The sequence below is a fragment of the Spiroplasma endosymbiont of Villa modesta genome (assembly GCF_964030925.1).
Taxonomy (GTDB): Bacteria; Bacillota_I; Bacilli_A; order Mycoplasmatales; family VBWQ01; genus Spiroplasma_E.
Map to the genome: position 1 here is coordinate 1,822,759 of NZ_OZ034992.1, position 14,925 is coordinate 1,837,683.

20 protein-coding genes are annotated in these 14,925 nt (G+C 21.5%); 11 read left to right on the forward strand and 9 right to left on the reverse strand.

What is annotated here, in order from left to right; all coding sequences use genetic code 4:
• Nucleotides 1-15 precede the first annotated feature (15 nt).
• The 5 genes from prfA to rpmE all read right to left on the reverse strand — a co-directional run bounded on the left by prfA (nucleotide 16) and on the right by rpmE (nucleotide 5,262).
• On the reverse strand, nucleotides 16-1,113 hold the full coding sequence (prfA, locus tag AAHM89_RS11690; RefSeq protein ID WP_342266435.1) for a peptide chain release factor 1: 1,098 nt from the start codon (nucleotides 1,111-1,113) through the stop codon (nucleotides 16-18).
• Nucleotides 1,114-1,128: 15 nt separating this feature from the next.
• On the reverse strand, nucleotides 1,129-1,719 hold the full coding sequence (locus AAHM89_RS11695; RefSeq protein WP_338988100.1) for a thymidine kinase: 591 nt from the start codon (nucleotides 1,717-1,719) through the stop codon (nucleotides 1,129-1,131).
• Nucleotides 1,720-1,743: 24 nt separating this feature from the next.
• Entirely contained in the window at nucleotides 1,744-2,769 is a 1,026-nt protein-coding gene (locus tag AAHM89_RS11700) for a bifunctional oligoribonuclease/PAP phosphatase NrnA (protein WP_342266436.1), read from the reverse strand.
• A 14-nt stretch (nucleotides 2,770-2,783) separates the two neighbouring features.
• Nucleotides 2,784-4,754: a hypothetical protein gene (locus AAHM89_RS11705; RefSeq protein WP_342266437.1), complete on the reverse strand. Its 1,971-nt coding sequence runs from the start codon at nucleotides 4,752-4,754 to the stop codon at nucleotides 2,784-2,786.
• 178 nt (nucleotides 4,755-4,932) lie between these two features.
• The gene (rpmE, locus tag AAHM89_RS12830; RefSeq protein WP_368862541.1) at nucleotides 4,933-5,262 is read right to left on the reverse strand and encodes a 50S ribosomal protein L31; all 330 of its coding nucleotides are present in this window, start codon (nucleotides 5,260-5,262) and stop codon (nucleotides 4,933-4,935) included.
• Nucleotides 5,263-5,641: 379 nt separating this feature from the next.
• On the opposite strand from rpmE, the gene AAHM89_RS11715 reads away from it, so the two are divergent.
• The 6 genes from AAHM89_RS11715 to AAHM89_RS11740 all read left to right on the forward strand — a co-directional run bounded on the left by AAHM89_RS11715 (nucleotide 5,642) and on the right by AAHM89_RS11740 (nucleotide 8,132).
• Entirely contained in the window at nucleotides 5,642-5,860 is a 219-nt protein-coding gene (locus AAHM89_RS11715; protein ID WP_339046964.1) for a hypothetical protein, read from the forward strand.
• Complete coding sequence (locus tag AAHM89_RS11720) at nucleotides 5,850-6,065, forward strand: hypothetical protein (protein WP_339047170.1); 216 nt, start codon at nucleotides 5,850-5,852, stop codon at nucleotides 6,063-6,065. Before AAHM89_RS11715 ends, AAHM89_RS11720 begins: the two co-directional genes overlap by 11 nt.
• Nucleotides 6,066-6,088: 23 nt before the next feature.
• Nucleotides 6,089-6,496 (forward strand): transposase family protein, encoded by a 408-nt coding sequence (locus AAHM89_RS11725; protein WP_339045908.1) that lies wholly within the window; start codon nucleotides 6,089-6,091, stop codon nucleotides 6,494-6,496.
• A gap of 196 nt (nucleotides 6,497-6,692) precedes the next feature.
• Complete coding sequence (locus AAHM89_RS11730) at nucleotides 6,693-6,917, forward strand: hypothetical protein (protein WP_342266438.1); 225 nt, start codon at nucleotides 6,693-6,695, stop codon at nucleotides 6,915-6,917.
• 94 nt (nucleotides 6,918-7,011) lie between these two features.
• Entirely contained in the window at nucleotides 7,012-7,290 is a 279-nt protein-coding gene (locus tag AAHM89_RS11735) for a hypothetical protein (protein ID WP_342266439.1), read from the forward strand.
• Nucleotides 7,291-7,697: 407 nt separating this feature from the next.
• The gene (locus tag AAHM89_RS11740) at nucleotides 7,698-8,132 is read left to right on the forward strand and encodes a hypothetical protein (RefSeq protein ID WP_342266440.1); all 435 of its coding nucleotides are present in this window, start codon (nucleotides 7,698-7,700) and stop codon (nucleotides 8,130-8,132) included.
• Here the strand turns inward: AAHM89_RS11740 and AAHM89_RS11745 are convergent, their stop codons facing one another.
• Nucleotides 8,133-9,254 (reverse strand): Mbov_0401 family ICE element transposase-like protein, encoded by a 1,122-nt coding sequence (locus AAHM89_RS11745; protein ID WP_342266441.1) that lies wholly within the window; start codon nucleotides 9,252-9,254, stop codon nucleotides 8,133-8,135. It abuts the gene before it with no gap.
• A gap of 283 nt (nucleotides 9,255-9,537) precedes the next feature.
• Here AAHM89_RS11745 and AAHM89_RS11750 point away from each other — a divergent pair, with 283 nt between their 5' ends.
• The 5 genes from AAHM89_RS11750 (at nucleotide 9,538) to AAHM89_RS11770 (ending at nucleotide 12,301) form a co-directional block, all read left to right on the forward strand.
• Nucleotides 9,538-9,960 carry a transposase family protein gene (locus tag AAHM89_RS11750; protein WP_339045912.1) on the forward strand — a complete coding sequence of 141 codons (423 nt, stop codon included), beginning with the start codon at nucleotides 9,538-9,540 and terminating at the stop codon, nucleotides 9,958-9,960.
• Between the two features lie 23 nt (nucleotides 9,961-9,983).
• Nucleotides 9,984-10,391, forward strand: coding sequence for a transposase family protein (locus tag AAHM89_RS11755; protein ID WP_339045908.1), 408 nt, complete (start codon nucleotides 9,984-9,986; stop codon nucleotides 10,389-10,391).
• Between the two features lie 325 nt (nucleotides 10,392-10,716).
• Entirely contained in the window at nucleotides 10,717-11,016 is a 300-nt protein-coding gene (locus tag AAHM89_RS11760) for a hypothetical protein (protein ID WP_342266442.1), read from the forward strand.
• Nucleotides 11,017-11,075: 59 nt separating this feature from the next.
• Nucleotides 11,076-11,525: a hypothetical protein gene (locus tag AAHM89_RS11765; RefSeq protein WP_342266443.1), complete on the forward strand. Its 450-nt coding sequence runs from the start codon at nucleotides 11,076-11,078 to the stop codon at nucleotides 11,523-11,525.
• 62 nt (nucleotides 11,526-11,587) lie between these two features.
• Nucleotides 11,588-12,301 (forward strand): hypothetical protein, encoded by a 714-nt coding sequence (locus tag AAHM89_RS11770; RefSeq protein WP_342266444.1) that lies wholly within the window; start codon nucleotides 11,588-11,590, stop codon nucleotides 12,299-12,301.
• A gap of 19 nt (nucleotides 12,302-12,320) precedes the next feature.
• Here AAHM89_RS11770 and AAHM89_RS11775 read toward each other — a convergent pair whose 3' ends face one another.
• From AAHM89_RS11775 to AAHM89_RS11785, 3 genes are read right to left on the reverse strand one after another with little or no spacing between them, the layout of a single operon-like run.
• Complete coding sequence (locus AAHM89_RS11775; protein WP_342266445.1) at nucleotides 12,321-13,568, reverse strand: hypothetical protein; 1,248 nt, start codon at nucleotides 13,566-13,568, stop codon at nucleotides 12,321-12,323.
• Between the two features lie 28 nt (nucleotides 13,569-13,596).
• The gene (locus AAHM89_RS11780) at nucleotides 13,597-14,334 is read right to left on the reverse strand and encodes a hypothetical protein (RefSeq protein WP_342266446.1); all 738 of its coding nucleotides are present in this window, start codon (nucleotides 14,332-14,334) and stop codon (nucleotides 13,597-13,599) included.
• Nucleotides 14,285-14,920 carry a hypothetical protein gene (locus AAHM89_RS11785; RefSeq protein WP_342266447.1) on the reverse strand — a complete coding sequence of 212 codons (636 nt, stop codon included), beginning with the start codon at nucleotides 14,918-14,920 and terminating at the stop codon, nucleotides 14,285-14,287. Before AAHM89_RS11785 ends, AAHM89_RS11780 begins: the two co-directional genes overlap by 50 nt.
• Between the last annotated feature and the right edge of the window lie 5 nt (nucleotides 14,921-14,925).

The window sequence follows — 14,925 nt, forward strand, 5'->3', positions numbered from 1 at the left end:
TAATTTCTTCCTTTTTTACTTTAATACTGTAATATTTTCATCAATATTTTCTAATTTTTCTTTTTGTTCACTACTAATTAAAGCAATAATAATTTCATCAATATTACCTTCCATAATACGATCTAACTTTAATAAAGATAATCCAATTCGATGATCGGTTACTCTATTTTGTGGATAATTGTATGTTCTAATTTTTTCTGAACGATCACCGCTACCAACAGCTGTTTTTCTTAAATTACCAATTCTTCCCTGTTCTTCTTCAACTTTTTTTTCATAAAGTTTAGCTCTTAATACCCGCATTGCTTTATCTTTATTATCATGTTGACTTCGTCCGTCCTGTGAAGTTACAACAACACCTGTTGGAATATGAGTAATTCTAATTGCTGAATCGGTAGTATTAACATGTTGACCACCAGCACCACTAGAACGATAAGTATCAATTCTTAAATCAGAATTATTTATTTTAATTTCAACTTCATTAACTTCTGGCAATACAGCAACCGTTGCAATTGAAGTATGAACTCGTCCTTGTGATTCGGTTTTTGGAACTCTCTGAACACGATGTCCACCAGCTTCAAACTTTAATTTAGCAAATACATGTTTACCTTTAATCATAAAAGCAATATAACTAAATCCACCATTTATTGCTTCTTTTGCTTCAATAGTTTCAATTTTTCATCGTTGAATTTCACAATACTTACTATACATACGATATAAATCACCAGCAAAAATATTTGCTTCATCGCCACCAACAGCTCCTCTAATTTCAATAATAACATTTTTATCATCATTTATATCTTTAGGAATTAGTGTTAGTTTTAATTCATTTTCTGCTTTTTCTAATTCTATTTCATTTGCTTTAATATCTGTTTTAAGCATTTCACAAAGTTCTTGTTCCTGTTCGGTTGCTAATGCCTTTTTTGCTTCAATAATTTCTTTGTTAATTTTTTCATATTTTCAATATTGTTCAATAATTGGTTCTAATCTACTATGTTCTTTTGTTAATTCAGTGTATTTATCACGAGGAATTAATTCGGGATTTTCTAATTGCTTTTCAATTTCACTATATTTTTTAGTAAGTTGCATTAACTGTTCTAATGTTTTTTCATTCATAATATCACACCTGATTTATCTATTCTGATTATTTGTTAAGACGCGATGATGACTACGACATCGAGCTTCATATTGTTCTTGCGCACCAATTAAAATAATTTCATCATCATATCTAGCTTCCCGGCCATTAATAATACGTTGTGTTCTTGTTGCTGCTTTACCACATTTTACACAAACAGCATCTAATTTAGTTACAAATTCTGCTAAAGCTAATAATTCTTTAGTAACAGGAAATGGTTCACCACGAAAATCTTGATCTAAACCCGCAACAATAACTTGCTTATTTTGATTTGCTAATGTTTTAATCACTTCAATAATTGATGGTTTAAAAAATTGTACTTCATCAATTGCAACTGCTTCTATTTCTTTATCTATATGTTTTAATATTTGCATTGGATCATCAATTACTATCGCTGTGATAGATACTCCTTTATGACTTACTACTTTTTTAGCATCATAACGAATATCAACCTTGGGTTTAAAAACTAGCACTTTGCGTTTAGCATACTGTAAACGATTTATACGTCGCATAAACTCTTCGGTTTTTCCAGCAAACATACAACCAGTAATTACTTCAATTCATCCCTCATTATAACGACTATACATTTATATCCAACTCCATCTCTAATTTTAATTGTTTGTTAATTCTGGTGATTTACTAGCAATTTTATCTAAACTATCAATCAATTTTTCAACTTCATTAATATTTTGTAAATATGCACCAGCTGCTGTCTGATGACCACCACCACCAAACTTTGCAATAGAATCATTAATTATTCATCTTGCACTACGAACACTAACTTTAATTTTACTATTCATTTGATCATAAGCAGCAATTAATCAAATTTTAATACCATCAATATTTGACATTACATTAACTTGGCTAGTTAAATCTTCTCTAGTTAAAACAACTTCGCCTTTAATATTTAATATTTTATTTTGACTAATAATTTTTGTTTGTAAGTCAGTAATTATTTTATCGTTAAATATTATATAAGCAACACCATTATCAGTAATTTTAAAATTTGATAATATATATCCTTTCAATCTTGCGATTTTTAAATTTTGAATATATAAACTTTGATATAAGTCTAATAAATTAAAATTTTGTTTAACTAAAAAACTAGCAACCTGAAAAGTTTCTTCATTAACAGAGCGATACAAAAATCTACCAGAATCAGTAACTAAACCAAGAAATAAATCTCTAGCTGCTAAAGCAGAAACTTTTAAATTCAATACTTGTGCTCATTTTGCCACTACTTGGCAAGCAGCAGAAGCCTTTTCTTCAATTAAATCAATATCACCATATTTATCAACAATTGGATGATGATCAATTTTAATTATCTTTTTTCCTTCTTCTCAAAATTGACCACTAATTCGTTCGCGATTAGCTGTATCAGTGACTATTACTAGTGCATTTTCATAATCTTCTTTTTTAACAAAAGTTGGTTGTGGAAATAATGATGCCATATGTTCATTTGTTTCGCCTGGAACAAGTACTTTTTTATTTTGAAAATTATCTTCAATAATTTTTTTTAATCCTCATTGTGAACCCAAAGCATCTCCATCAGGATTAATATGACGATGAATAATAATTGGATTACTGATTTTTATTAATTCATAAATTGCTTGTGCTTCTTTTTTAAACTTATTCATATTATATATCCTTTCTATCATGTACCAATTAATTGCTTTGTTTCATCATCAAAAACAAAAATTGAATTTTTAGTAATACTAATTCAACCAACAGTTCCCACTTCTAAATTATCATTATTATTTGTTAAAACTTCAAATTGTTCTGATTTAGTAGTTTCAACCAATAAATATGCTTTTTTATCATCAACTTTAGTAATATTTTTAATAACACCATTAATAATAATTGAATTTTTTAAAAAAGTAAATCGTGGTTTCTTTGCACTAAACAAAATGGCATTTGATTTAAAAGCAATAGTAGAAGCAGTTTTAACATCAAACTTACCTAAATTTACATTATAAAAATATAAATTATGAGCATTTCATTCTCCCTTTGCAATATTAATATGCTGTTCATTTATTTCTTTCAATAAATTTAAAGATAATGGTTTATCAGTGATTTCACTAACATTTCCTTGTTGAATAATTATTTCATTTTCAATAACAGTAACATTAGTCGCTAATAAATTAATATCAAGTTGATTATTAGTTGTAAAAATAATAATTATTTTCAAAAATTTTTGTAATTTTTTAATTCAATTTGCTAATTGTTCTTTATTATCAACATTTAAAAGTTCAAATGGGTTATGCAAAATTAAAATTTTAGTAGGTACAATTAATTGTTGAATGATTTTTATTATTTGTCGCTCTACTATTGTTAATTGTGTTAAACGTAGTGACAATAAATGACTTAGTTCTAAATGTTTAAATATCATAACAATATTTTCACTAATTAAATCACGGACATCAATTAACTGTGAATATAAAGTTTGTAATTGTTGTTGATATGTTTCTTTATCTTGTAACTGTGGATTTTTTAAAATTTTATCATGATAAATTTTAATTTCATCTTTAATATTTTTTAAAAGTAAATGCATTTCATCTGGTAAAAGTTGCATTGCCACAAAATCTTGTTTCATATTAAATTTAATTCTTTGTACTTCTGCTAAGTCAATTCACTGGTCTAAAATTTGATCAATTTGACTACGAGTACATTTAATTTGTTGATATGAAACTAAATGATTAAGTTCGCTATTAAAATTTTGATTATGATTGTTACAAGTTTTTAACATAGTTCTAATTTCACTTCTAGTAGTACTAATCTCCCTATTTAAATAATTATTTATTTCTTTAATAACAAAACTAATTTCTCGTAGTTGAAATTCTCATTTTCTTTCTTTTGGTGGATTACATCCACAAAAACATGGTCCCACTAAACTTTCTAAACTAGAAATACGATCTTGCAAAGATTGTAAAAATAATAAGTTATTATTTGCAATAATATTTTTTTCTTCGGCAGTGAATTTTTTAATTAGAATATCTGTTAATTTTTCACTTCCAGCAAAATTAAATTTCTCTTGAGCAAAGTTTTTATGAAAATGATTAATTTGATATTGATATTCTTTAATAAAATTATTACGAGTGCTTTGTGTTTCATTAATAAAATTTTTAATAATATTAATTAATTTTTCTTTAAAATAACCACTGTCTAAATTTAAACCTGTATTTTTTAAGTTTTCAATATCAGTCTTAATTTTTTGATTAATATTGCTTATTTCTTGTAAAAAGGGTTTATTAGTAATTGCTGTTCTTGCTAAGTTACGTTGAATACTAAATAATTTATTTCAACTCTGTAAATGCATACTAACATAAGCCATTTTTCGTTCAAAACCAATACTATTATAAGTAACATCAATATCATCAATTAAAATTTTACCCTCCATAATAGCAGAAGAACCTGCTAGAGCATTAATTAATTTTTCAATATTATCTTCATCATTACTAAAAATTGCCAAGCAACTAGGATATTTTCCTTCAAAACTTCAATCTTTTACGGCTTTTTCAACGGATAAATTAATAATACTAAAATTAAAGTTACTAGTTTGCTCAGTATTATATCTAATACCTTTACTTATTACCAATTTATTAAAATCAGATGATTTTTCCATAAAACCATTCCCTACCTTAAAGTTTTTTATTTCATATACTATTAAAATTATATTCTATATTTATTGGGTTGTATACATACAATATTTTAACTTAATTAATGGTAAATATGTCTGTAAATAATTTTATTTTTAGAGTATAAAAAAAAGAAACTATTATTAGTTTCTAGTTTAATTAAAATTATTTTTTAACTTGTTTAGTATCAGTTAGTTTTAGAACATCTTTTGCTGTTTCTAATACAATAGTTTTAGTATTTTGTGGTTTTGCTTTGTTTATTTCAACAGTTTTTGATTTTGTTTCAACTTGTTTGCTTGCTTTTGTATTAAAGCGTTCAACTCTTCCTTTTGCTGAAACAAATGATTGTTTTCCAGTATAAAATGGATGACAACTTGAACATGTATCAACACGGATTTCTTTACCCTTAGTTGAACCACTTATAAAATTATTGCTACATGTTATACATGTTACTTTAGTTTGAAAATACTCTGGATGGATGCTTGCTTTTGCCATGGTTTCACCTCACTTATAAAATTACTATTAATAAAAAGTACTTAAAAATAATATCATTAACAATATAAAAAAGCAAATAAATATTAATGATAGATAAAGTTTTTATTTTGATAGATTATGTTGTAAAAATGTGTTCTAATTCAATTAACTAGATATCATGAATTTTATTTTTTTTAAATTATATATTCTATTGAAATCTAAAACTTAAAAATTGTTTTTATATGAATAAAAAAATATTATTTACATAACTAATACATTTTTCAGTTAATTAAATACAAGACATATTCCGTAATTAAATTTTTTAAAAGTCAATTAATAATTTTAAAATTTATTTTATAATTTTGTTATTAACAATAAATTTAGAAAAGTGTTGATAAAAATGATTTTTGAAAATTTAAAAAAATTAAAAAATGAAGAATTTTACAGATATTTTGGTATAAAACGTTTTCATTTTAATGAAATGTTAGAAAAATTAATTGAAATAGAAAAATTAGAAAAAAATAAAGGTCGAAAAAATAAACTTTCAGTAGAAGAAAGATTAATGATGACTTTATTATACTGAAAAGAATATTATACTTTTTTTTCAAATGAGTATTAAATCTAAAATGAGCCCATCAAGTTGTTTTCGAAATATTACTTGAGTAGAAAATAAACTTAGTAACCACAAAGATTACCAATTTTTAAAAGAAAGATATAAATTAAAAATTGATAAAAAACAAGAAAATTCAAATGAATTTCAATTTTATTTAATTGATTCAACTGAGATTGAAATTGAAAGACCAACTAAAAAAAACTACAGTTAGAATATTTTTCTGGTAAAAGTTGAATGTATTCTATAAAATTTCAAATTGTATATGATTTTTTTAATAAAAAAATTGTTGATATTTTTGCTGATAATGGTAAAGTGCATGATTTTCAAATATTAAAAAATTCAAATCTTGAATTTTCAGAAAAAACAATAATTATTGGTGATTTAGGATATCAAGGTATACAAAATATTTATAAAAATACAATAATACCAATTAAAAGAACTAAAAATAAAAAATTAACTAAACAAGAAAGAAAATACAATAAGATTGTATCTAAAATTAGAATTAAAGTTGAACATGTCTTTGCTTGATTGAAAAGATTCAAAATTTTAGTAAATAAATGTAGAAAATCTAAATTTAGACTTATGTACTTAAGATTTAACTTACTTTGTGAAATTTTTAATAAAATAAAACCATTAAAATAAAAAAAATATTAAAAATATTTTTTTAAAATTTAAATTTTTATCGAGTTAATATAAAAATATTATTAACAATTTTTTGTTTAAAATGTAAACTCATTTTTTAAACTATTTTTTCAAAAAATATTTATTTCTATATTCAATAACACTAAATAGTTTTAAAACAATTTTATTGACAATTAATTAAATTTAATTACGGAATATGTCCATTATAACTATTAGCATTAATAATGAAATTAGAACTATAAAAGATAAAATTAATTGATTATTAAAACAAGATTTAAGTCATGAAATTAAAAATATAATTAAACAAATTAAAAATGAAAAAGATTTACAAAATTATATATTAAAAATCAAAGAAAATTTAAGTTTAGAACTTATATTAAAAATCAAAGAAAATAATATTTTTGAAAAAAATAATATGTAATTATTATTTATTTAATATTTAATGAATATTTATTTATAATATATTTATTATTTAAGTATTAATTAAATAATATTTATTTAAAAAGGAGGAAAATATGAAAGACATTAATTTAAATTTGGATGCTTTTGAAATTTTAAAACCCAATAAACAAGAAAAAAATAACTTAATAGGTGTAGAATTAAATGACAATAGCTTTAAAGAAAAAGTTTCTTTAAATATGATTAATAACGGCAATAAAAATAAAAATAAAGTAATTAAGACATTTATGTTACCACAAGAAACTGTTGATAAAATTAATAAAATCGCAAAACTTAAATCTACAACATATTCACAAGTAATAGTTGATTTAGTAAATTTGGTAAAACTTAATTAAATTATTAAAATCAAATAATTATATTTATTTCATGAATAACAGCAAACCAAATAATAATGAATATAAATATGTTTAATAACTTAAAAAAACAAAAAATAGATATAATTTTATCAATAAAAAACATTAATAAATAATTTAAAATTAATTTTAAAAAGAAAATACTTAATAAGTTATTTCTTATTTTTGGAGGAAAAACAAAATATGAGTGAAAACAAGGGAGATTGTCAAAAATCCGGAATAAATTAAATCTTATATAGTCTTATTATTATGTTAGACAAGAAATAATTTGGATTTTTATGAAATTGTATTTAAATAATATAATTTTTTTAACTTAAATGCAACTAAAATACTTAAAATTAAATTTAGTAAGTACTAAACTTTTAAAGTAAATTAAGGAGATTTTAAAAATGAAACTTAAAAAATTACAGTTAATAACTGTATTAATATTTATTTTAACTATTTTAATTATGATTGCTGGACTATTATTACTAAGTTTATTTCATGGAAAAGAAGTAGTAACTACTAAAAATACAGAACCTTTAACATATGAATATAATGGTTTTACTTTATGAAGTAAATATAGTTGATATTACATATTAACTAATAACAATATTTGTTTTAAAAATTTTGGAAGTTATTATATTATTGATAATTCTTATAATTATTCTTTATTATGGTTAAAAATTGCTATTATCTTTTCTACAATTGTAGTTCCAATTTTTATTTCTATAATTTTGTCATTAACATTCTTAATTATTGGTTTAAAAAGAAAAATAAAAAATAATAATTTTTGAGATGCTATTGCAAATTGTGAAATAATAAGTAATTATTACATTCATTAATTATGTTTCTAAATTTATCTTATTACATTTAAAAATAACCATTTTAATATAAATTAAAATATTATATGTTCTATTACCAAGCATTTCTTTTAAAACATGTCAAATATTAGTTTCTGTAAAACAACCAATATTTCATTTCTTACCTTGATTTTCAATACCTTGTTTATTATTTTTAAAATATTTTTTCTTTAATTTTTTATGATTATCTAATTCTTTATATAAATAATCAATTAATTGTTCATAATTACCATTATTAATTAAATTTTTACAGTGATTATATTCTTTTAAATATTTTCCTTTATTTCCAGCCATTATTCCAAGATATAATGTTCTAATTAAGTGGAATTTATCTAAAACAAACTGTGCCCCTAAATAATCTGCTACATCTTTAATTCATCCTGCACTATCACCACAAATAATAATTTTTGCTTGTTCAACATTTTCATAAAATTTTTGACAATGTTCTTTAACAAATTCAGCAGTTTTTTTAACTCCAATTACTGTTCTTGTTGGTCTTATAATTGCTTTTACTCTTTTATTTTGTACTTTGTGATTAATATTATCTGTATATGTTACTATTAAACGCATAGAATGTTTTATACCTTTACGTTTAAAATTTCAAAATTTTCGGTGACCATCATCAATAGCAACAAAAATAGGTTGATTTTTTTCTAATTTTACTTTTACTGGATTTACTTCAATTATTTTTAAATTTTTAAAAACTCTATGAACAGTACTAACACTAATACCTGCTTTTTTACAAATAGCACAAATATCATGATATCTTTTTCCATCAGCAAAATATTCAATAATAGTTTGTTCAATATCTTCACCAATTCTTTTATATTTAGGTAATTCTAGTCATTCATCAACTAAACAAACACGAACTCATTTTTGTAATTTTTCATCAAAATATTCATAAATTCTTCTTTTATAAGTTACTAATCCATACATTATTTTTCTTGTTCGATATTGATAATCAACAATTTTATATTTCTTTTTATCTCTTGTATTTTTTATTCTTCAATCTCATTTTTCTCATTTCTTTGTTATATGTTCTAAAACTAATTTATCAATTTTTGCACTTTGTTCTCTAAAATTTCATTTATAATTAAAATTCACATTTACTTCTCCTAACTATTTTAAAAAAATCTAAATTTATTGTAAATATTTTTTAAAAAATAATTTACTTATTTATTATATACATTTATAAGTGTAATTTTAAATAAAATAAAAAATATACATTTAAAAAAATGATTTTATATTTACCATATAATAAACAATTTCAATAGAATTAATAGTATAGACATATTCCGTAATTAAATTTTTTAAAAGTCAATTATAATTTTAAAATTTATTTTATAATTTTGTTATTAACAATAAATTTAGAAAAGTGTTGATAAAAATGATTTTTGAAAATTTAAAAAAATTAAAAAATGAAGAATTTTACAGATATTTTGGTATAAAACGTTTTCATTTTAATGAAATGTTAGAAAAATTAATTGAAATAGAAAAATTAGAAAAAAATAAAGGTCGAAAAAATAAACTTTCAGTAGAAGAAAGATTAATGATGACTTTATTATACTGAAAAGAATATTATACTTTTTTTCAAATGAGTATTAAATCTAAAATGAGCCCATCAAGTTGTTTTCGAAATATTACTTGAGTAGAAAATAAACTTAGTAACCACAAAGATTACCAATTTTTAAAAGAAAGATATAAATTAAAAATTGATAAAAAACAAGAAAATTCAAATGAATTTCAATTTTATTTAATTGATTCAACTGAGATTGAAATTGAAAGACCAACTAAAAAAAACTACAGTTAGAATATTTTTCTGGTAAAAGTTGAATGTATTCTATAAAATTTCAAATTGTATATGATTTTTTTAATAAAAAAATTGTTGATATTTTTGCTGATAATGGTAAAGTGCATGATTTTCAAATATTAAAAAATTCAAATCTTGAATTTTCAGAAAAAACAATAATTATTGGTGATTTAGGATATCAAGGTATACAAAATATTTATAAAAATACAATAATACCAATTAAAAGAACTAAAAATAAAAAATTAACTAAACAAGAAAGAAAATACAATAAGATTGTATCTAAAATTAGAATTAAAGTTGAACATGTCTTTGCTTGATTGAAAAGATTCAAAATTTTAGTAAATAAATGTAGAAAATCTAAATTTAGACTTATGTACTTAAGATTTAACTTACTTTGTGAAATTTTTAATAAAATAAAACCATTAAAATAAAAAAAATATTAAAAATATTTTTTTAAAATTTAAATTTTTATCGAGTTAATATAAAAATATTATTAACAATTTTTTGTTTAAAATGTAAACTCATTTTTTAAACTATTTTTTCAAAAAATATTTATTTCTATATTCAATAACACTAAATAGTTTTAAAACAATTTTATTGACAATTAATTAAATTTAATTACGGAATATGTCCTATAGGTCTCATAAAATAAAAACCTTTAATTTAGGCGTTATTTTGAATTTAAAAGCATACTTGTAAAAATAATCAAAAATAGTACAATTTAAAAGTAAAATTAAGGAAAAAAGGAGTAATTAAATGAGCAAAATAAATAAATGTTTAATAATAAATTGTAATAAAAGAAAAGAATTTTTTAATAAAAAATATAATATTTTTTGTAATGAGCATAATATTAAATTTACAGATTTTATTGGTAATCAATGAATTCCAAGTGCAACAATAGAAAAATGAAGAAAATATCCAAAATTACATACAGAATTTGTTAATTTAAAAGCAGCAGAGTTTATTCACCAAGAAAATAAAAAAATAAATCCCAAAGTTAGTTTTAGCCAAACAGGAAAAGAAATTTTAAAAATGGAGAATTTAAATGCAAAATAGTAAAGGAAAATTATTAAAAGTTGTAACTAATTTAAAATCTTTAAAAAAGATTTTGCAAAATGAATGTTGTTTGTCAAAGTAAAAATTGTAATAACAAATGAAGTAATATTGTATTATTAGAATGAAAATCAACAACTTTTAGTCTTTTTCTTTGTGAAAATCATGCCAATAATTTAGAGTATGAATTATTACCAAAATGATTAAAAACTTGTGAAAAATTAAGAAAAAATAACAAAATAAAAAAGGAGAGATTTATTATGAAAACGTGAATAAAAACAAATTTAAGTAAAATAACATTAGCATTAGCACTAACTGGTGCAATAAGTGGAGTAACTGGTTTAATAATTGGTTCAATAACACATCACAAAACAAATAATTTACAATATTTTTTAGATTATGATGGTAAGGTCCACTGGGGGGACTTGTACAACGATATGGTCAGAAAAAAGATGATATTCATAAAATATATTTATATATTTCAATTAATTCTGCATCTAAAAGTGATGTAAAATGAGATGGTATTTATCCTAATGGATATTTTAATAAGAAAATCTAAATAAAATGGTTTATTATGAAAAATAATAGAAAAATTCAAATAGTATGATTAATTTTAATTTGATTATTTAGTTTTTATGCATTATCAGTAAAATTTTGACAAGGTGATATTAATTTAAGTTATTTAGTTTTTATTATTGATATCTTAAGATGATTTAGTGTTTGAGCAACCATTATTTCTTTAATTTGAAGTTCATGAAATTTATTTATTTTTTTTAAAAAAATTAATATTCGTTTAATTACTAATTATAATTTTAAAATTTTTTCATTAGTTTATAATTTAATAGCCGGAGTTACTTTTTGATGTGGAATATTTACATATGGATGAAATGATTATATTTTAGCAAGATTACAAGAACCATTATCATTTTCTGGTACTTTAATTGGGCATTTAGTTATTCCTATATTATTAACAATTTACTCAATTATTTATCGTGACTATTGTGTGATTAATCGAACTTATTATAAAAAAGATTTTTGGTTAGTATTGATTTTTCCTTTTTTATATTCAATATTTATGTTATTTCGTTCATTTTATTTAATTCATCAATATAAAATTAAAGGAATTAACATAAATGATTATTTAGATTTTATTTCACCTTATTGATTTCTTTCATGATTTATTTATGGTTGAAGTTATTGAATTTTATCAATGTTATTTTTTGGAATTATTACATTAGTTTTAACTTTAATAATTAATCTAATTAGTGTAATTAAAAAAAATAGTTAATTTGAATGCTATATATTTTCTAAATTTCTAAATTTATATAAGAAATATTTTCGTTGTATTTATCAAATAAATTAATATTTTTTAAGTTTATTTCTTGTTTATCAGTTATTAAAATTAAATCATAATTACCGGCACCAAATATTCCGCTGATTTCAATCATATTTAAATTATTAATAGGATTTTCAATTTGTAATTCAAATTTATTGTCATTATCAATTTGTGAAATTTCTTTATAAAATTCTAATTTGGAAAATAATTGAGATTTATTAGAACCATATAAATTTAAAGCATTTTCAATTTTTATTTTTCCAATAATTGCTCTTGTAAAGTATTTGCCATATTCACCATTACCTAATGTTCAATCAGCTGGAATTAATGAAGGTATGTTATTACTTTCTAATTCATTAATTATAGATAGTCAGTTAAATTGGTTATCATCTAATTTGAATAATTCATTTTGGCTAATGTCATTATTTTTTAATTTAATATTATTTATATCTGTAAAATCAAAATATTGAGATTTTAATATTACTTTTACATCTTTAAACTCTCAGACTTCATCAGGATTTTTATGAATTGGATTTGATTTTAATTCAAAATAATAAGGTAATAAAATTTTATTATCATCATTTAAACCTTTATTAATTGACATACTTGAATAAATATTATTTGATAACATAATAATTATTTTTTTAAGTATTTGTACTTGTGGTAAATTTACATAATTTGGATAATCTAATTTTCATTGTTTAAACAAATTGCTAATTACTTCTTCAGGTTTTTGTCCTTCAAATTTTGCACGTAATTGTGATATTTTTTGTTCAAGATGTGATGGGTCAAAACCATCAAAGTTTCTGTTATAAGTATATGTATAAGTTAGCATATCTAATAATACTTTTTGTAAACTATCAATTGGTGGTCTATCTTTTATTTCTAATTCAACATCATGAAATTTATTTGTTGTAGAAATAAATAAATTATAGTTACCTGCTAAAAATCATGACTCTAATTTTGTATCTTTTAATTCTAGTTCATCAGATAAGGGTCATACTTTTGAATTTTTAGTAACATCATAACCAATTTTAGCATTAGTTACTCTTGCATTATTAATAATTTCTTTTCTTGTTTCTTTACCACCACCAATAGCAATTAAATCTAAAACTGATTTTTCTTGACCTATAAATTGTTTTGCTAAATTTCAAGGTAATATTTGTTCACTAAATCATTGTTGTAATATTCTAACTTTTGGTTGAGTTTCAATAGGCATTGATAATAGCGGAAATGCTATCTTATCTTTAACAAATAACTGGGTATACTTCCATATTATCAACTTCACCAAGTACCTTTATATTGCCAAAAATCATGCTTCTAGGTGCTTTAATTTTTAAACCAATAACTTTGGTATCTTTATCTAATGGTTTTTGTAATTTAATAATAATTGGATAACCATCTCTTGTTTTAAAATCTTTAATTTTAATAATAGTAATACTTTTAGTACTTCTTGTTTTTGGATTTTGATAAGGTTGTGAATAATTATTAATGATATATAAGTTATCAATATTATTTTCTGTTAAAGGTTCATTAATAGATACAGCATATAACTTAAATTGATTTAATAAATTTATTTCTTGAAAAATTAAATTTTTAATATCAGTCATACTATATTCAATTGTATTATCATTAATATTAGTACTTGCTCTTTGATTTAATTGCATAGTAAAATCAGATGTTTCAACTGCAATAGTTTTTAATACTTTATCAATATCAATAAAACCTATTTTAATAGTATTTGCTGAAAATCTTAAACTATTATTTTCATTATTTTTAAATAAACGTTCAATTTCATAAATATAAATTGTTCTTTTTTTAAATTCATCGTATGCTCTATTAATATCTGGGTCACTAGTAGCACTCATCATATTTGTAAAATCATAAGGAATATTATCAATTAAATAATCATTTTCTACTTCTGCTTGATTAAGTTTAGTTTGTTTCTGTGGAAACTTCGTTTGTGGTTTGTTGTTGTTTTCCATTGTTCTCTCCTATTAATTGGTTATTTTCGGGATTAAATAATTTTAATTTAACTGTTAAGTTATTAATTTCTTGTTCATCATTAATATTAAATGTTTTACTATTTAATAAATCTTTATCTAAACGTACTAATATTTGAATAAATTTAAGAATATCAATATTAAATTGCCATAATTTTTGTTCAATATAATTAATGGTTGAAATATTTACAGCTGTACTTTCGGGAACTGATTGTTGTGCAGATTTCTTTTGACTTGGTATATGAATACCACAACGTTTAAATATTTCATTAACATTTCAATCGTATATATCAGTTAAGTTTTTACCTTTAAAGTTGCTATTTGTCATATTGATGTTTTCGTTTTGTTCATTATTATCTCCACCGCTTTTAAATATGTAATTTTTAGTAACTAATGTTCTTACTGCTTCTTCTAATGTTGATTGAACATTACCATAAGTTTGACTAAATATAAATTTAGGTGAATTTAAAATGGTATCTAAAACAATTTGTTCATAAATGACATCTAATGCTTTAATTTTATCCATTACTTTATTACAATCTGCTAGTTCATTTGCTTTATTTCTCATAATTG